17 protein-coding genes and 1 pseudogene are annotated in these 17960 nt (G+C 67.5%); 9 read left to right on the plus strand and 9 right to left on the minus strand.

Annotation, left to right across the window (positions count from 1 at the left end):
* Positions 1–18 precede the first annotated feature (18 nt).
* From ACWDRB_RS55430 to ACWDRB_RS55445, 4 genes and pseudogenes are all read left to right on the plus strand, one after another.
* Positions 19–426, plus strand: a complete 408-nt coding sequence (locus ACWDRB_RS55430) for a pyridoxamine 5'-phosphate oxidase family protein (RefSeq protein ID WP_449908768.1) — start codon at positions 19–21, stop codon at positions 424–426.
* A gap of 301 nt (positions 427–727) precedes the next feature.
* Positions 728–1708, plus strand: a complete 981-nt coding sequence (locus ACWDRB_RS55435) for an aldo/keto reductase (protein WP_449908769.1) — start codon at positions 728–730, stop codon at positions 1706–1708.
* 180 nt (positions 1709–1888) lie between these two features.
* Positions 1889–2314: pseudogene (locus tag ACWDRB_RS55440) on the plus strand (IS3 family transposase); the annotation flags it as partial.
* 28 nt (positions 2315–2342) lie between these two features.
* Positions 2343–2651: an integrase core domain-containing protein gene (locus ACWDRB_RS55445; RefSeq protein ID WP_449908865.1), complete on the plus strand. Its 309-nt coding sequence runs from the start codon at positions 2343–2345 to the stop codon at positions 2649–2651.
* Positions 2652–2841: 190 nt separating this feature from the next.
* Here ACWDRB_RS55445 and ACWDRB_RS55450 read toward each other — a convergent pair whose 3' ends face one another.
* The 3 genes from ACWDRB_RS55450 to ACWDRB_RS55460 form a co-directional block, all read right to left on the minus strand.
* Positions 2842–3213: a DoxX family protein gene (locus ACWDRB_RS55450; RefSeq protein ID WP_363984982.1), complete on the minus strand. Its 372-nt coding sequence runs from the start codon at positions 3211–3213 to the stop codon at positions 2842–2844.
* Positions 3214–3291: 78 nt separating this feature from the next.
* Complete coding sequence (locus tag ACWDRB_RS55455; protein ID WP_449908773.1) at positions 3292–3972, minus strand: SDR family NAD(P)-dependent oxidoreductase; 681 nt, start codon at positions 3970–3972, stop codon at positions 3292–3294.
* 27 nt (positions 3973–3999) lie between these two features.
* Entirely contained in the window at positions 4000–4938 is a 939-nt protein-coding gene (locus ACWDRB_RS55460) for an NADP-dependent oxidoreductase (protein ID WP_449908775.1), read from the minus strand.
* Positions 4939–5036: 98 nt separating this feature from the next.
* On the opposite strand from ACWDRB_RS55460, the gene ACWDRB_RS55465 reads away from it, so the two are divergent.
* Complete coding sequence (locus ACWDRB_RS55465) at positions 5037–5744, plus strand: TetR/AcrR family transcriptional regulator (RefSeq protein ID WP_449908778.1); 708 nt, start codon at positions 5037–5039, stop codon at positions 5742–5744.
* 510 nt (positions 5745–6254) lie between these two features.
* Here ACWDRB_RS55465 and ACWDRB_RS55470 read toward each other — a convergent pair.
* The 6 genes from ACWDRB_RS55470 to ACWDRB_RS55495 form a co-directional block, all read right to left on the minus strand.
* Positions 6255–7637 (minus strand): MFS transporter, encoded by a 1383-nt coding sequence (locus tag ACWDRB_RS55470; RefSeq protein ID WP_449908780.1) that lies wholly within the window; start codon positions 7635–7637, stop codon positions 6255–6257.
* A 253-nt stretch (positions 7638–7890) separates the two neighbouring features.
* Positions 7891–8877: an NAD(P)H-dependent flavin oxidoreductase gene (locus tag ACWDRB_RS55475; RefSeq protein ID WP_449908783.1), complete on the minus strand. Its 987-nt coding sequence runs from the start codon at positions 8875–8877 to the stop codon at positions 7891–7893.
* A 164-nt stretch (positions 8878–9041) separates the two neighbouring features.
* On the minus strand, positions 9042–9953 hold the full coding sequence (locus ACWDRB_RS55480; protein ID WP_449908786.1) for a LysR substrate-binding domain-containing protein: 912 nt from the start codon (positions 9951–9953) through the stop codon (positions 9042–9044).
* 64 nt (positions 9954–10017) lie between these two features.
* Positions 10018–10422: a tautomerase family protein gene (locus tag ACWDRB_RS55485; protein WP_449908788.1), complete on the minus strand. Its 405-nt coding sequence runs from the start codon at positions 10420–10422 to the stop codon at positions 10018–10020.
* Between the two features lie 52 nt (positions 10423–10474).
* Positions 10475–11278 (minus strand): MBL fold metallo-hydrolase, encoded by an 804-nt coding sequence (locus tag ACWDRB_RS55490; protein WP_449908791.1) that lies wholly within the window; start codon positions 11276–11278, stop codon positions 10475–10477.
* 135 nt (positions 11279–11413) lie between these two features.
* Positions 11414–12268, minus strand: a complete 855-nt coding sequence (locus ACWDRB_RS55495; protein WP_449908793.1) for a LysR family transcriptional regulator — start codon at positions 12266–12268, stop codon at positions 11414–11416.
* 137 nt (positions 12269–12405) lie between these two features.
* Here ACWDRB_RS55495 and ACWDRB_RS55500 point away from each other — a divergent pair, with 137 nt between their 5' ends.
* From ACWDRB_RS55500 to ACWDRB_RS55515, 4 genes are all read left to right on the plus strand, one after another.
* On the plus strand, positions 12406–13434 hold the full coding sequence (locus tag ACWDRB_RS55500; RefSeq protein WP_449908796.1) for a nitronate monooxygenase: 1029 nt from the start codon (positions 12406–12408) through the stop codon (positions 13432–13434).
* A gap of 261 nt (positions 13435–13695) precedes the next feature.
* A complete protein-coding gene (locus ACWDRB_RS55505; RefSeq protein ID WP_449908798.1) occupies positions 13696–15006 on the plus strand; it encodes an MFS transporter in 1311 nt (436 codons plus the stop codon).
* A 28-nt stretch (positions 15007–15034) separates the two neighbouring features.
* Complete coding sequence (locus ACWDRB_RS55510) at positions 15035–15988, plus strand: alpha/beta hydrolase (RefSeq protein WP_449908801.1); 954 nt, start codon at positions 15035–15037, stop codon at positions 15986–15988.
* 123 nt (positions 15989–16111) lie between these two features.
* Positions 16112–17620, plus strand: a complete 1509-nt coding sequence (locus ACWDRB_RS55515; RefSeq protein WP_449908804.1) for a CoA-acylating methylmalonate-semialdehyde dehydrogenase — start codon at positions 16112–16114, stop codon at positions 17618–17620.
* The last annotated feature ends 340 nt before the right edge of the window (positions 17621–17960 follow it).

Below are 17960 nucleotides of genomic sequence, written 5' to 3' on the forward strand. Positions count from 1 at the left end.
CTCATAGAAAGGCGACAAATGCCGAGCGCGCCCCTTCCCCACGATGCCGCCGAGATGTTCGCTCGCCCCAACTACGCCACCATCACCGCCGTCCGCCCCGACGGGCAGCCCGTCTCTGTCGCAACCTGGTACCTGTACGAAAACGGCCGGATCCTGGTGAACATGGACGCCAGCCGCAGGCGAATCGTTTACCTGCGTAACGACCCCCGGATCAGCCTCACCGCGATGGACCCGCGAGACTGGCACACACATATCAGCGTCCAAGGCCGGGTGTCGAATTTCTCACCCGACGAAGGGCTCGTGGACATCGACCGGATCTCGCGGCACTACGACGGTCGGCCATACCCGATCCGTGATCGGGACCGAGTGAGCGCCTGGATCGACATCGACGCTTGGCACGGATGGGGTGCTTTGAAGCAGGACTGATCGAGACAACCGACAATTCCGACGGCGTCTCACAAACAATCACAACGAGCTTCGGCCTGGTCGAGCAGTTGCATTCCGATGGCGTTGCCAGCAGAAAGAGTCAATCGATACTCCACATCAAAGGATCGCCAGGATCGATTTGACTCATCGCGATGCGCTTGGACAGGCTGGATACCACGCAACGGCAGGGCAGAGTGCGACGCACTCACCTGGATGGGCGGGATCGGTGGATGCGCAGGTCAGCGTTCGCTCACGGACGCCCGCATCTGACCGGTCGCGCACATCAAGAGGAGAGCACATCATGTCCGTCGGCTATCGCCAGCTCGGCGACTCCGGTTTGACCGTGTCCACCGTCGGGCTTGGCTGCAGCAACCTCGGCAGGCCGAACACCGCCAGTTTCACGCAGGAGGGCTCCGACGCCGTGGTGCGAGCTGCCCTTGACGCCGCCATCACTCTTTTCGATGTCGCGGACACCTACGGCACGCCGCCGGGGGTGAGCGAGCAGCTTCTTGGCAGGGCGTTGAAGGGCCACCGCGACGACGTTGTGATCGCCACCAAGTTCGGCATGGATGCCGAGGGGGCCAACGGCCGCGACTTCGGAGTCCGCGGCTCCCGCCGTTACATCGTCCGTGCTGTCGAGGAGTCGCTGCGCCGGCTGGGTACTGACCGGATCGACCTGTACCAGTTCCACACCCCCGACCCGGCCACACCGATCGAGGAAACCCTGGCCGCGCTCGACAGCCTGGTGCAGCAGGGCAAGGTCCTCTACATCGGCCACTCCAACTTCGCCGGATGGCAGATCGCCCAAGCCGAGTATCTCGCCCGCCAGGTCGGCACCGCCCGCTTCGTCGCCTCGCAGAATCACTACAACCTGCTGGACCGCCGTGCGGAGCTCGAAGTGCTGCCCGCCGCCCAGGCGTTCGGGCTGGGCGTCCTGCCCTACTATCCGCTGGCCAGCGGGCTGCTGACCGGCAAGTACTCCTCCGGCAAGGCCCCCGAAGGGGCGCGGCTGACCCACTTCCGTCAGGACGACTTCGAGGACGCCGACCTGGACCAGCTCGCGGCCTTCGGTGACTTCGCTGCGAAGCGCGGCCTCAACGAGGTCCAGGTCGCCTTCTCCTGGCTCGCCTCTCGTCCCGCCGTCGCCTCGGTCATCGCCGGTGCCACACGGCCCGAGCAGGTCAGCCAGAACGCCGCCGCCGTCGGATACGAGTTCAGCGCGGACGACCTCGCCGAGCTGGATGAAATTTTTCCCCCGCCGCCACCCATCGCGCTGTTCTGAGCGCAAGCCGTTCACAAAGAACGGGACAGGCGGCCCTCCGGACCCCTTCATGCCCTGACAGCGGCCGGAGCTCAGCCCTCGACGAGGGTGGCGATGGAATCGACCAGCGTGGTCTTGAGAGCTTGATGGTAGGGAAGTGAAGGCCAGAGCAGGAGTGCGCAGCCGCTCGCGACCGGGCGTCCGCCGATCCCGGATGAACTGCGTGAGCTGGTGATCCGGCTGGCCAGAGAGAACCCACGATGGGGGCACCGGCGGATCCAGGGCGAACTACTCGGCCTCGGCCATCAGATCGGAGAAGGCACCATCCGCCGCATCCTCACCGCGGCCGGCCTCGGCCCAGCACCACGCCAGACCTCACCGACCTGGCGACGGTTCCTCACCTCGCAAGCCTCCGGCATCTTGGCCTGCGACTTCCTGCACATCGACACCGTGTTCCTCAAACGCCTGTACCTCCTCTTCGCCATGGAGATCGAGACACGCCGCGCTGCACCTGCTGGGCCTCACCTCCAACCCGACCGGCGCATGGACCACCCAGCAAGCCCGGAACTTGCTGATAGACCTGGGCGAGCGCGCCGGCACCTTCAGGTTTCTCATCCGGGACCGTGACGGCAAGTTCTCCCGCTCGTTCGATGAGGTGTTCACCGCCGCTGGTGTAAGGGTCATCAAGACGCCCGTCCGATCGCCACGGGCCAACGCGTTCGCTGAACGGTTCGTGGGAACGCTACGCCGCGAGTGCCTCAACCACCTGCTCATCCATGGCCAGCGGCACCTGCGTAAGGTCCTGACCGAGTACGAACGCCATTTCAACCATCATCGCCCGCATCAGGGCCGTTCCCTCCGTCCCCCATTGCACGACCCCAGCCAGGTGATCGACATGTCCTCCCGGATTCACCGCCGAAGGACCGTCACAGGACTGATCAACGAGTACCGCAGAGCAGCCTGATCGCTCTACGAACGCCCAGCTCAGGAACAGTATCCGCGTTTTGGGACCGCACAGGCATGGCGGCAGCATGTCGGGGAAAGGCCTTGCCCGTCAGCTCGACCAACGCATGGGGCGGCGTCAACCGGACCATGACGGGCAGCACCTTGAGCTTCCCGCGCAGCATGTCGCACTGGTCGGCCGACGACGGGGGTCAGAAGCCGTAGGGGCCGAAGCGGCCCCAGGCCACCAGGGCGGCCAGGACCAGCAGGACCGCGTTGAAGGCGATCGCGGCGGGTTCCTTGCGGCGGGCGTGGGTGAGTGCGGCCAGGATCATCACCACGGCCAGGCCAGTGGCGGCCAGCGGGGTGAGGACGGGGGCGATGCCGGTGGCCGCAGGCAGGATCAGCCCGAGCGCGCCGGCGAGTTCGGCGATGCCGATGAAGCGGACGGTGCCGGCGGAGAAGTCCTCCACCCACGGCAGCTTGGCTTGGAGCTTGTCCTTGGGCTGGGTGGACTTCATGAGCCCGGCCATGCCGAACATGACGGCCAGTACGGCCTGCACGATCCACAAGACGATGTGCATGAGACTTCCTTGGGAAGACGGGGGTGGGCGAGAGGGGACGGGTCCTCCGGCTTGGCGGTGCTTGCCGCGAGCCGCCTGTCAGCCGTTGAAGATGACCTCGGGCTGGTCGCGGCGCTCGTGCAGGTCCCAGTACAGCGGGGCGATCTGCTCGGGCGTGGCCGTAGGGAAACCCTCGGGGCCGCCCTCGCCGATCCAGGTGTTGATCGCCACGTGCGCGGCGTGCACGCCGCTGCCGGCCAGCTCGTTGTGCAGGTTGAGCACCCAGTTGCGCAGAGCCGCGGCGGCGGCGTTGACGTTGCCGAGCATGGGGATCGGGTGCACCGAGCCGCCACCGGTGGTGAACAGCAGCGTGCCCGCCCCGGCCGCGCGCATCGCGGGCAGCACCGCGCCGGCGGCGGCCACGGCGCCGTAGAGGTTGTACTCGATCTGCGGCTGCAGGTTGTCCACCGTCACCTCGGAAGGCACGGCCATCGTGAGGCCGGGGACCGGCGAGTGCGGCGCCGGAGAGTACTCCAGCACGTCGATGCCGCCGAACCGCTCGGCTGCCGCGTCGAGGGCGGCGGACAGGGAGGGGCGGTCCAGCACGTCGGCGGGGAACGCGGCGGAGGTGATGCCCTCCTGGCCGAGCCGGCCGATCAGGGCTTCCAGCTTCTCTTTGGTACGGGAGATCAGGGCGACGTCGAAGCCGTGGCTGCCGAAGGTGCGGGCGATGGCCAGGCCCATGCCGGGGCCGGCGCCGACGATGGCGATGGTGGGCATGATCAGATCTCTTTCGTAGGCGGGGGTTCAGGAGCAGGTGACGGCGAGCTTGCCGAGGGCGCCGGCGCCGAAGGCGGCGAACGCCTCCGGGGCCCGCTCCAGCGGGAAGGTGGCGGTGACCGGGACCCTCAGCGCGCCCGAGGCGACCTGGGCGGCCAGGGCGGTCAGGGTCTGGGGGTTGGTGTCGGCCATGATCGTGTGGACGGTGACGCCGGAAGTCTCGACGGCGTCGGCGGTCAGGCCGAGGGTGGAGGCGAGGCGGCCGCCCGGACGCAGCAGGCTCGCGAGCCCGGCGCCGTCGCCCGCCAGGTGCAGTACGGCGTCCACGCCTGCCGGGGCGAGCGCGCGGACCTGGGCCGGCAGGTCGCCGGTGTAGTCGACGAGGTCGAGTTTGGCGTCGGTGAGGCCGGTGACGAAGTCGGCCTCGGCGCCGGGGCGGGCGGTGGCGATGACGCGGGCGCCGCGGGCGGCGGCGAGCTGTACGACCAGCGCGCCCACTCCGCCGGTGGCGCCGGAGATCAGCACGGTCTCGCCGTCGGCCGGGGCGACGGCGTTGAGGCTGTCCAGCGCCGCGGTGCCGGCCAGTCCCAGCGCGCCCGCCTCCCGAACGCCCAGGCCCTCCGGGATGGGGGCCACGCCGTAGGCGGCGGACACGGTGACGTACTCGGCCAGCGAGCCGGTGCCCACGAACGGCTTCATCACCACCCCGAAGACCGGCCGGCCGATCTCGAAACCGTCCACACCCTCGCCCAGAGCCTCGACGGTGCCCGCGAAGTCCTTCCCGATCACCAGCGGAAAGCGGTGCTCCATCACCCCTTGCAGGTAGCCGGCCACGGTGGCGGCGTCGAAGCCGTTGATCGAGGAGACGGTCACCTTCACCAGCAGCTCACCGGCCTCAGGACGGGGAGTGTCGACCTCGGTCACGGCGGGAGTCGCGGGGACGGAGTCCAGAGTCACAGCACGCATGTTGTACACCTTTCGGAAAGTGGAACGAGGTGCCCAGTTCCATGGCGACAGCCTAGCAATGAACTGGGCAGCCCGTTCCACTTGGCTAGGATGGGACCATGACCTCCACCGCAGACCCCGACTCGACCCTGGACCGGCAGCCCGAACCGGGGCTGCGCGCCGACGCCGAACGCAACCGTGAGCGCATCCTGGCCGCCGCCCGCCGCCTGTACGCCAGCCACGGGATCGGCGTCTCCATGGCCTGCATCGCCCGCGAGGCAGGCGTCGGCAAGGCCACCCTCTCGCGCCGCTTCGCCACCCCCGAAGAACTCATCAACGCCGTCTTCGCCGACCGCATGGACGCCTACGCCGCCGCCGTCGCCCACGCCCTCGCCGACCCCGACCCCTGGCGCGGCTTCACCGGCTACATCCACACGGTGTGCGCCATGCAGGCCGCCGACCGCGGCTTCGCCGACGTGCTGGCCATGACCTTCCCCACCGCCAAAGCCCTGGAAGCCCGCCGCGCCGAGGCCTACAACGGGTTCCTCGAACTCATCGCCCGCGCCCAGGCCACCGGCCACCTGCGCGCCGACTTCACCTCAGAAGACCTCGTCATCCTGCTGATGGCCAACGCCGGTGTCGTCGCCGCCACCCAAGACGCCGCCCCCGGCGCCTGGCGCCGCCTCGTCGGCCAGATGCTGCGCGCCTACGCCGCCCCCGGCGCCGACCTGCCGCCGCTGGAGCAGGCGCCCGCACCCACCGCGCTGTACCGCGCCATGGTCCGCCTCACCCGCCCCGCCTCCAGCACCAGCGGAGACGGCCGGTGACGTCGCCGGGCGATCATGGCGAGTGTCTCGTCCACCTGACTCCGCCGCGCGCCGGTCATGCCTTGACTCTGCCTCGCCATCAGCGCTCTGCGGGGACGCCGTAGCACACAAGACGCCGTCTGGGGTGACCGTGGTACGGGATCGGAGTACAAGATCAACTATACTCAGAGCCTGACGGCAACACCCCACCACAATCGCAAGGGGGCGCCGTGACCAGCACATTCGCGCGGCATCCCCGGTGACGGTCACTGCAGGCGCGTCAAGCCCAAGGGGAGCAACCTTGTCGCGCGCCCAACACCATCCCCCTCGGCCTCAAGGGTCCGGACAACGACTGCGCGGTTGACCGGACTGTATACGTGCACGGGAACTCCTTGAGGACGATGAGCGTCAGTGGAGGGAGTACGGGGATGCTGGTGAGGCGGGGGTGGGGGTTCCGCCACGTCCGGATGCATGACGGGAACCACGTGGCAGCGCCTGCGGTGTCAGGGAGGCATGCGCTGGTCTGGATCACTACTTGGTGGTTGAGGGTTCGGGCGAGTCCGTCCGCTCGGACGTGTCGAGCCGGCTCCACACGGCCCGGACGAGCTTGTTGTCCCTGCCGCCGCGCAGCAGTGCCAGGCTGACCACGGTGGACACGGCCGCCACGGCGATGGGGTAAGTCAGACCGGCCAGCTGGTTGCCGGTCGATGTGGTGAGCGAGAGCGCGATGAGCGGCATGAACCCGCCGAAGACGCCGACGCCCAGGTGGTACGACACCGACAGGCCGGTGTAGCGGATCCGAGGCGGGAAGAGCTCGGTCAGATAGGCGGCCGTCGGCGCGTACACCATGGCGCTGAACATGATCTGCAGGGTCACCGCCACGACGACCTGCGCCCATGACCGGTCTGCGGCGGCTTCGCGTATCCAGGCGTACAGGGGCAGGAAACTCACGGCCGACAGGGCCAGGCCCGCCACGATGATGCGATGCCTGCCGTACTGATCGGACAGTCGGCCGAACAGGACGTAGGAGGGAGTGCCCAGCACCAGCGCGACCGCCATGCAGACGTTGGTGGTGAGAAAGTCCACTTTCAGCACGCTCTGCAGGAAGTACAGGGCGTAGAACTGGCTGGTGTACCAGACCGTACCCAGCCCGGCGGTCAGGCCGAACAAGGTGAGCAGGACGAGGCCGAGCGACCGAGGGTTGCCCAGGGTTTCCCGGATGGGCGCCTTGGAGAGGGTGCCTTGTGCCTGCATACGGGTGAACACCGGCGACTCTTGGAGCTTCAGTCGCATCCTCAGGGAGAAGACGATGAGGACGACAGAGAGCAGGAAGGGAAGCCGCCAGCCCCACGAAGTGAACGCGTCCTCGCCCAGCAGGAGCCGGCATGCGACGACGACGAAGATGGACAACAGCAACCCGAGTGTGGCCGTGGTCTGCAGGAAGCTGGTGAAGAGGCCCTTGCGATCTGCCGGGGAGTGCTCGGCGACGTAGGTGGCGGCACCGCCGTACTCGCCGCCCACCGCGAAGCCCTGGAGCAGCCGCAGCAGAACCAGCAGTACGGGGGCCGCCGTGCCGATGGTGTCGTACTTCGGGAGGCAGCCGATGAGGGCGGTGGCCACGCCCATGACGATGAGCGTGGCAAGGAAGGTCTTCTTGCGGCCGACCCGGTCGCCGAGCCTGCCGAAGAACAACGCCCCGAGGGGGCGGACGACGAAACCGGTGCCGAATGCCGCCACGCTCACCAGCAGCGCGATGCTCGATTCGCCGGAGGGAAAGAATAACCCGGAGAAGACGACGGCGAGGCTGCCGTAGATGAAGAAGTCGTACCACTCGATGAGCGTGCCGGTGCTGGATGCGGCGATGATGCGGCGCAGTTCTCTCGGAGAGGCCTGCGGAGGCTGGGGACTGGACATGGCGATCCCTCCCGACGCCGGTGTGGCGGCGTCGCATGAATTCGAGCAGGAGCGGACGTGCCGAAGCCGAATCGATCCTGAGGGCCTCGCGGCCTGCGGACGGGGGCGATCTTCAGCCTGGTGTCGATGCCCTGCTCAGGTGCTCCTGTTCACGTGCTCCTGCTCAGGTGACAGACCGGAGGTCCGGCCGCTGGAGACACTGCGCGGGGATACGAGGCTCCGGTCATCGGCGGGAGTCCTGCGGGACAGTGGTTCAGCCGCTGAATGCGGCGGTCTGCGGAGCGCGCCGGACGAGCCGGGCGGCGGCGTCCTGCGCCATTCTGCGCACCACTTCCCCGGCGGGCAGGATCTCCTGGATCAAGCCCACGCTCTCGCCGACGATCATGTTTGCGATGTCGAAGTCCTGCTGTGAGACAGCGGCCTTGAACTCTGCGGTGGCCTCGGCGAGTTGTGCTGCGAGTTCCGGCTCCCGCCCGTGCCACCGGTCGATGAACCGGTTGCGCAACAGACGACCGTCGTAGTCGGCGGGCCAGTCGTACTTGCGCACGATGTCGTAGACGCTTGTTCGGACGGTGTCATCACCGCCTGCCGCCACCGCGCGGGCGTGGGCGCGAGCCGAGACCACCGCTTCCTCCGTTGCCCAGAAGCGTGTTCCCACCAGGACACCGTCCGCGCCAAGGACGAGTGCGGCGGCGAGCCCGCGACCGTCCGCCACTCCGCCGGCACCCAGCAGGAGAGTGTGCGGAGAGCGGGTGGCGATCAGGTCCGCGACATCGGGTACGAGGGTGAACGTCGACCGCGTCCCGACTCCGTGCCCGCCGGCCTCGCCACCCTGCGCGACGATGACGTCCGCTCCGGCGTCGAGGGCTTGGCGGGCCTGATCGAGCGTGTGGACCTGGCACAGCAGCGGTACGGCCGCGGCGCGGATCCGGTCGGCGAACGCGGCCGGGTCACCGAAGGACAGCATGACCGCGGCGGGCTGGTGCTCCAAGGCGACGTCGAGCAGCTCGGGGCGGCGAGCCAGGCTCCAGGTGATGAAGCCGCACCCCACCCGGGTGCCGGCCGCGGCGGCGAACTCCCGCTTCAACCACTCTTCGTCGCCGTAGCCTCCGCCGATCATGCCGAGTCCGCCCGCGGTGGTCACCGCGGTGGCGAGCCGGGCGCCGGAGACGAGGTCCATGGGGGCGAGTACGACGGGGTGCTCGATTCCGAAGGCGTTGGTAAGGCGCGTTGTCAGCAAGGCGAAGTCCTCTTCGTCCAGGCATCCGCCCGGCGGTGCGGTGGGCGGTGCGGCGTTAAAGGGGACAGTAGGTTCGCCGCGACTTCATATCCAACGATTGCTTGTGATGGCAGCCATCACCAGCAGAGAACTTTCCGATGGCCGACAAGCGTCAGGCCGGTGAGCTAGCCCGTGGCCGCGGAGGAATCTCCGACCATCCGCAGGACGGGCGGTGGCTGCTCCACGGCCCCCGCATGCGCGAGAAAGCGCGTCAGGGTGGGCGACGGCGGTGCGTCGACGCGCTGGACGAAGACGGTCTGAGCGTGTGCCTCCTCCTCTGGCAGCTCGTGCACTCGAACCTGCTCGCGGGAGGCGTGCCGCTCGACCACGGCGGCGGGCAGCAGTGTGAGGCCCATGCCGGCCCCGACGCAGCCGAGGATGCCATCGAGCGTTCCGAATTCCATGCAGCGCACCCCGACGGCGCCCCGCGCCTGCAGGATGCTCTCCAAGCGCCTGCGGTAGGAGCAGCCGGTACGGAAGACAAGGATCTTGGGGTCGCGCATGGCGGCGTCCAGGCCGGCGATCCGGCGCGCCGTGACGAGGACCAGGCGTTCCTCGAACACCGGGGTCTCCACCAGGTCGGGCTGTCGCACCGGGCCGCTGACCAGCGCGCCGTCGAGCCGATGCTCCAGGACGTCCCGGACCAACTGTTCGGTCGGCCCGGTGATCAGCGAAAGGTCGACGCGGGGACAGTCCTCCGCGAAGGCCGCCAGCACCGCGGGAAGCCGCAGGCCTGCCGTGGTCTCCATGGATCCGATCCGCAGCGGTCCGCAGGGATCGCTCTCGTCGCCGATGACATACTGCGCCTCTTCGACGAGCCTGCTGATGCGTTCGGCATACGGCAGAAGCTGCTCCCCCGCGTTCGTCAGCGCCACGCCCCGGGCATGCCGACGGAACAGCGGGGCGCCGAGCTCCTTCTCCAGCGCGTGGATCCGCGCGCTGACATTCGACTGCACGGTGTGCAGTTCCTGAGCGGCCTTGGTGATGCCGCCCGTGCGCGCGACGGCCAGGAAGATCCGCAGGTCGGACAGTTCCACGTCGACCTCCACATGTGCCTGTGCGGCAGGAGCATACCCGCGGCCGGTGAAAGGGTGGACGTCGTCAGTGGCCGGGGACGGGCAGGACGCCCTCGGTGTACTGAGCGCGTCCGAAGCCGAACGACCAGTCCTGAGGGCCGTTCTCCACGATGCCGATGAAGACGTCCTCGCCGCTGATGCCGAGCGGTTCCAGCTGCTCGGCGACGGCGTGGTAGACGCGTTGCTTGACCTCGGCGGTACGCCCCGACTGGGTGAAGATCTGGATCATCACCAGCCGGTCGGTTCGCTCGAAGCCCAGACCGGCGTCGAGGGCGATGACGTGATCCGCGTCGTGCTCGGTGATGATCTGGAACCTGTCCCGCTCGGGGATGTCCAGCACGTCCACGAGTGCCCGGTGCGTGGCGTCGGCGATTGCCCTCGCCTCGTCGGGACGACGTCCGCGGATCAGATCGATTCGTACGAATGGCATTGCTGTCGTTCCTTGCTCATCTGTTGCTGATTTGTCTGTGGGTGCGGGCACATCAGCGGGTCAGTTGCACCCACGTTCCATGGGCCGCGACCCGCAGCAGGGAGGAGAGGCCGGCTTCGTGGAAGGCCAGCTCGATCTCCGACAGCCCCTCGGAGAAGTGGGCCCAGCCGTCGTAGTGGGCAGGGATCACGGTGTCCGCGCCGAGAACGGCTGCCGCGGCAGCGGCGCCGCGGCCGTCCAGTGACAAGGGCCGACCACCGAACTTCGCCGGTACGCGTGCCGCTCCCACGTGCAGGACGGCCGCGTCGATGTCCGGCACCCGGCGGGAGATCTCCGCCACTGCGCGGATCGAGGCGTTGTCGCCGCTTACATACACGGTGGGAAGTCCATGTCCGGACAGCACAAACCCGGTGACCTCGCAGTTGATGTTGCCATCAGAGTCTCGCTCGCCGTCCTCGGGGCCGTGGACCGCAGGGACCGCCCGTACGGTCAGGTCGCCGCCGCCGTCCGCGCGAGGCACGAAATGGCCGGCCCACGGGGAGAGGCCGACGGCCGGTGAGCCCAGCCGTCCGGCGGCCTGGGGGCCGGTGAGCACCAATGGGGCGGTCTTCGCGAACACCCGGCCACGCTCGTCCAGGTTGTCCGGATGCGCTTCGTGGCTGACCAGAACGAGGTCGACCGGTCCCACCCCGTTCTCGTCCACGGCAGGTCCGGCCGTCTTGGTGAGGTAGCCGTGCGGGCCGGCCTCGTCGAAGGTCGGGTCACTGACGACGCGCAGGCCGCCTATGTCGATCACGGCCGTCGGGCCGCCCAGGACGGTGATCGCGCATTCCTGCCGGGACAGCCCTGTGCTCATCGCGACCCCCGCCGAACAGTGCTGATGGTCTGGCTCACGTCATCGACGCTAATGGCTCCCCGCTCGCGGCAGAAATGCCTATGGTGACCTGTCTATGCGTGTCACGCATAGAGTCTGCTCGCCGGAACGTGCGGATCACCTCGAGGTGGCGGCCTGTGCGGCAGCCTCCAGGAACCGGCGGATGAGCGTCCGCTGGACGTCGGGCACGTAGACGAGGCTGACCGGGCTCGGCGGTGCGTTGGTCAGGGGCACGAAGCGAAGGACGGGGTGCTGGGTACGGTGCTGCGCGGCCTCGGGGACGATGCCGATTCCGCGGTTGGCGGCCACCGTCTCCAGCCATTCGTCGTAGTTGGCCGTTTCGATGATCTGGGCCGGACGCTGGTCCACGGGCCACGACCATGGACCAGTGGTACCGCTGACCGTGTTGACGACCAGCGGCCAGTACTGGACGTCCGTCCAGTCCAGCTGACCGAGGCGAGCCAGATCACAGCGCTCGGAGCATACGGCGATGCGCGGCTCGTCGTACAGATGCACGATCCGCGCCCCTCTTGGCGCGTCGACGTCACCCCGGACCAACGCGATGTCGACGGTGCGCCGGCGCAGCGCCTGGAGAGGATCGTCGGACCTGGTCAGGTCGACCGATGCGCCGGTGGTCTCCTCGAAGCGGCTGACGGTCCGCTGTGCCCAGGGGGCGGGCAGCAGCCAGCTGAATCCGAGCCGGAGGGTGACTCGGCGGCTTACGACGGCGAGGGCCTGGTCGAGGGTCGCGAGAACGCGCTCGGCGTGGATGAGGAATTCCGCGCCGGTGTCGGTCAGCTCGACGTGCCGTGAGGACCGGTCGAGCAGACGGACGCACAGACCGCCCTCCAGTTGCGCGATCGTACGGCTCAGCGCCGGCTGCGTGATCAGCAGTTCCTCGGCGGCACGGGAGAACGAGTGATGGCGGGCCACGGATGTGAAAGCCCTCAGGTGACGCAGTTCGACATCCATGCCGCTCACGCCCCTTCGCCGCATCCATGCCTGACATGCATAGCGGCAGCTTAACCGGCATTTCACAGGCACACACGCGCTGCCTAGCGTGAGAGCCGGCCACTGAACGCCCACCCGTAGGTTGACGAGGAGTTGTCGTGAGCACACTGCTGTCCGGCATCGGAGCAGACCTTCCCGTCATCGCAGCCCCGATGGCCGGTGGACCGAGCACGCCCGCGTTGGTCACCGCTGCCGCCCGAGCGGGCGGCCTGGGCTTTCTGGCCGGTGGGTACAAGACCGCGCAAGCACTCGCCGGGCAGATCCACACCACGCGCGCGGAAGGCACCGCATTCGGCGTCAACCTCTTCGTGCCCAACCCGGTCCCCATCTCCCGGGAGGCGTACCGGCGTTACGCGTGGGAAGTGCGGGCGGAGGCCGACCGCTACGGGCTCACTCTGCCCGAGGAACCGATCGAGGATGACGACCACTGGGCGGACAAGATCGACCTGCTCACCTCCGCTCCCGTGCCCTGGGTTTCCTTCACCTTCGGCATCCCGGACCGTGCGGTCGTCAGCGCTCTGCGCAGGGCCGGGAGCACCGTTCTGCAGTGTGTCACCTCGGCCGACGAAGCCCGTCGAGCGGCTGATGCCGGCGTCGACGCGCTGGTCGTGCAGGCGCCGGCCGCCGGCGGGCATTCGGCCACACTCACCCCTGCGAGTCCTCCCGCGCCGGTCCGGCTGCCCGACCTGATCGCCGGAGTGCGCCGCGCTGTCGCCCTGCCTGTCATCGCCGCTGGTGGAATCACCACCGCCACCGACGTGGCAGTCGCGGTACGCGCAGGCGCGGAAGCCGCCATGGTCGGCACCGTCCTGCTGCGCACGCACGAGAGCGGGGCGTCCGCACCTCACAAGGCCGCCCTGGTTGATCTGGCTTTCGAGACCACCCTCGTCACCCGTGCCTTCACCGGGCGGCCCGCACGCGCCCTGCGCAACCACTTCACCGACCGATACGACCCGCTCGCCCCGGCGGGTTACCCCGCCCTCCACCACCTCACAAGCCCGCTCCGCAAGGCTGCCACCGTGGCCGCTGACGCACGCCTGATCCACCTTTGGGCCGGAACCGGTTACCGCCAAGCAAGGGCCGAGCCCGCCGCCGACACCTTTGCACGACTCGCTGACCAGCTATGAGAGGAGGTCAGCGATCAAGCCGGCTCACGGGCCGGCCATCGGAAAGTTCTCTGTCAGCGATGGATGCCATCGCAACGAATCGTTGGTTCTGAACTCTCGGCAAGCCTACAGTCTCCCCAACGCCGCACCATCGGCCCGACAGACGCTCGGACCAAGGGAACGTCGCCTTGCTGAGTGCGCCCTTCCCCATGCCCTCAGAATCGAGCATCCCGCCCCTCAGCCACTGACACGTCTGAGTGAGAGAACGAAGATTGGCACGACATGACGAGTTCCGACGCGGGACCATTTGCGTCCCCTATCTCATCTGAGCCACCAACTGAGTCCCGCACTGTGCCATCCGAGAGTGAGCATCCCCCGATAGGCAAGTCGTTCATCTTCGCATTCGCGTTCGCTTACGCAGGATTCTGGGTCGCCTGCCTGATGCCCGGCACGGTCTCCTTGGCACTCAAGGTCCGGGCTCTGGTCGGACCCGAGGACGCCGCAAGCGCATTGAGTCTCATCATCGGCGTGGGTGTCCTCCTTCCTCTGGTTCTGATGCCAGTGGTGGGGCGGCTGAGTGACCGAACGACAGCACGCATCGGCATGCGCCGTCCGTACCTTCTCATCGGTGCGGCCGGAGTCGTCGCGCTGGGGGCGGTGATGGCGCTCGCGCCGAATGTGACAGTACTGCTCATCGCATTCGCGCTGTACAGCGTCGCGGCGAACCTGATCGGCACCCCGCTGCTTGCGGTCATCGCCGACCGGGTGCCGGTGCGTCAGCGTGGCCTGGTATCGGGTCTGGTCGGTCTCACACTGCCGCTGGCGATGATCGGCGGTACGTTCATCATCCAGCTTGTCGCTGCCAGCACTTTGCTGACGTTCCTGCTGCCGCCGCTCATCGCGGCTCTGAGCGTTGTGGTGTTCATCGGCCTGGTCAAGGATCGCCGGCTCTCCAAGGATGCCCCCAGACCAAGACTGTCGGTGCGCGAGATCGCGGGGACATTCTGGGTGAACCCTGTCCGGCACCCGGACTTCGCGTGGGTTTGGGTCGGCCGTCTCCTGTTCGTGATCGGTTACGGTTTCCTCACCACCTACCAGGCGTTCTTTCTGCTCGATCACCTCGGATCCAGCCCGGACGAGGTGCCGCGACAGATCTTCGTCGCGAGTCTGGTGCTGTCGATCACCACGATCCTCACCAGCGTCACCGGTGGCAAGCTGTCGGACTTCCTTGGCCGCCGGAAGGCGTTCGTGCTGACTTCTGCGGCGGTATACGGTGTCGCGCTGATCATCGCATCGCTGATAACGGGGTTCAACGGCTACTTGTTCGCGATGGGGATCGCGGGCATCGGGTATGGGGCATTCCTCGCTGTCGACCTCGCACTGGTCGCCGATGTTCTTCCGGACAAAGCGAACGCGGGTAAGGACATGGCGGTCTTCAATATGTCCAGCACGCTCGCCAATGCTCTCGCTCCCGCGGCAGCTCCGTTCATCCTCCTTCTGGGAGGCGGGTCCTACTCCACGCTGTTCGCCGTCGCCGGCGGTGTCGCGATCCTCGGCGGCATCGCAATCCTTCCGGTACGTGGCGTTCGCTGACGCCCCTCTGCATCTCCCAAGGACAAGAATGCCGATCGATCCGCACCTGCGGCCGCTCCTGCCCTTCGGCCATCCGCCGAAGGTCATTGAAGACGTGGAGCTCTTCCGAGCACAGATGAACCAGAACAACGACGCCGCATTCGACAAGTTCGGCCGACCCGGTCCGCGCGTCGCCGAGCGCCGGGTCCTGAGCATCGGTTCGCCCGGCGAGAATGTGCGAGCGATCCTTTACCGGCCGACCACCGCCGGACCTCATCCGGTGCATATCTTCTTGCACGGAGGAGGGTGGGTGATCAACAGCGCATTTTCGAAGGACTCGGAAGCCGTCAGCCGCCACCGGTGCGTACATGCGGATTGCATTGTCATTTCCATCGACTACCGAAAAGCGCCGGAGCACCCCTTTCCAACGCCCGTGTACGACGCGGTCTCGGTCATGAACTGGGTTCATGAAAACAGCGCCGAGATCGGCGCGCTGCCCGGCGCGATTTCCATCGGCGGCCAATCATCGGGCGCCAACATCGCCGCGGCGGCAACGCTCATGCTACGGGACAAGGGGCGGGACGACATCGCCTACCAGCTCCTGGAGGTTCCCGCTCTGGACCTGACCCACAGCCGCCCGCGGGAGGAGGGCGACGAGCTGCCTTTGTCGATGTCCGACGTACGCACGTTCTGCGCGCTCTACCTTGGCGACAGCGGTAACGGTAATGATCCGTTCGCTTCTCCCTTGTTGGCCCGTGACCTTACAGGGCTCCCGCCGGCCTACATCGCGATAGCCGAATACGACGTTCTACGTGGTGATGGCGAATGGTACGCGCAGCGACTGCGCGAGGCCGGTGTCCCCGTCGAGCTCTACCTGGGAGAAGGACATGTCCATATCTCCCCGGCCATGACCGGACTGTTGGACTCGGCTCGGGTATGGCAGGAGGCGGCGACCGCGGCGCTGCGGACAGCCAACATGCGGTTGCGCAACTCGGCTCGGTGAGCTTACGCCCGCCGAGCAGCACCTCGTCCCCTCCCCCGGCGGTCGCGGTGTCCACCGTCAATGAGATCCAGAACCTCTACTCCCAGATCTACGCCTGCTTCCCCGCCCTTTCCAGGAGCCACGATGCCCACGAAAGCGACACACATCGACCACTACATCGACGGCCGTCTCGACAATCGCGATGCCCAGCACCGCGGTGAGGTGTACAACCCGGCCACCGGCCAGGTGACCGGCCTCGTCGCGCTGGGGACGGCCACGGATGTGGACGCGGCGGTCCGGGCCGCCGCTGAGGCGTTCGAGACCTGGTCCATCACGCCGCCGCACATCCGGGCCCGCATCCTGTTCCGGTTCCGGGACATGGTGGAGCAGGAGGCCGACCGGCTGGCCGCGATCATCACGGCCGAGCACGGCAAGGTGCTCGATGACGCCAAGGGAGAGATCGTCCGCGGTCTCGAGGTCGTCGAGTTCGCCTGCGGCATCCCTCAGCAGCTGAAGGGAGAGTTCTCCGAGAACGTCGCCCGCGCTGTGGACGCGGTGTCCCTGCGTCAGCCACTCGGCGTGGTCTCGGGCATCTCGCCGTTCAACTTCCCCGCCATGGTGCCCATGTGGATGTTCCCCGTGGCGCTCGCCTGCGGGAACACCTTCGTGATGAAGCCGTCGGAGAAGGACCCCACCCTCAGCGTGGAGCTGGCCAAGCTGCTCGCGGAGGCCGGACTGCCCCAGGGCGTGTTCAATGTCGTGCACGGTGACAAGACCGCGGTGGACGCCCTCCTCGCGCATGAAGACATTGAAGCCGTCAGCTTCGTCGGCTCCACACCCATCGCCGAGTACGTCTACAAGACAGCCACGGCCAACGGTAAGCGCGTCCAGGCACTCGGCGGTGCCAAGAACCACATGGTCGTCATGCCCGATGCCGACCTCGACCAGGCCGTCGCCGCACTGATGGGCGCCGCCTATGGCTCGGCGGGTGAGCGGTGCATGGCGATCTCGGTCGTCGTCCCCGTCGGAGAGGACATCGCGAACGCCTTGCGGGAGCGTATCGTCGCGGCCCTCACCGACCTCAAGGTCGGCCCCGGGACGGAGGACGGAGTCATGATGGGTCCCTTGGTGACCAAGGCCCATCGGGACAAGGTGGCCGGCTACCTTGACGTAGGCACCGCGGAAGGCGCTGACCTGGTCGTAGACGGCCGCCTGACCTCGCTGCCCGGGCATGAGGGCGGATTCTTCCTCGGCGGCTCGCTCTTCGACCACGTCACCCCGGACATGCGGGTCTACCGAGAGGAGATCTTCGGTCCGGTGCTGTCGATCGTGCGCGCTCAGTCGTTCACCCAGGCGGTGAAGCTGGTCAACGACCATGAGTTCGGCAACGGTACAGCGATCTTCACCGGCGACGGCAACACCGCCCGGACTTTCCTGGCCAAGATCAAGGCGGGCATGGTCGGCATCAATGTGCCGATCCCGGTGCCCATGGCCTTCCACTCCTTCGGCGGCTGGAAGCGGTCCTTGTTCGGTGACCACCACATCCACGGTCCCGAAGGTGTGCGCTTCTACACCCGCTACAAGACCGCCACCACCCGCTGGCCCAACGACAGCCAGGTACGCACGGAGTACGCGATGCCGACCCATTCCTGAAAGCGTCTACGGAAAGCCGATCTCGTCGCCTGGGCGGGACAGTTCAGTGTCCGCCAACGAGTGCCCAGGGGCCGCGGCGGGCATCGGTCTGCGCCGCCTCAACGGCACCCCGTGTAGACCTCGTCCCGGTGTTCACCAATAGGAGCAGATATCCCGCCCGCCATGACGAGACGCGATCCTCGTCAGCTCAGACCTCAGAGATGGCTAAAAGAAGATCAAGCCAGAAGGTGTGCACGGCCTCGCTGGTCAGCAATGTCCTGCTGTGCGGTCAAGTCTTGTCCACGTGGGCTCGTCTCGCCGACCAGGCCGTTCGCAACCAGCAGATAAAAGATCCGCTGCT

It is taken from the genome of Nonomuraea sp. NPDC003707 (assembly GCF_053587055.1).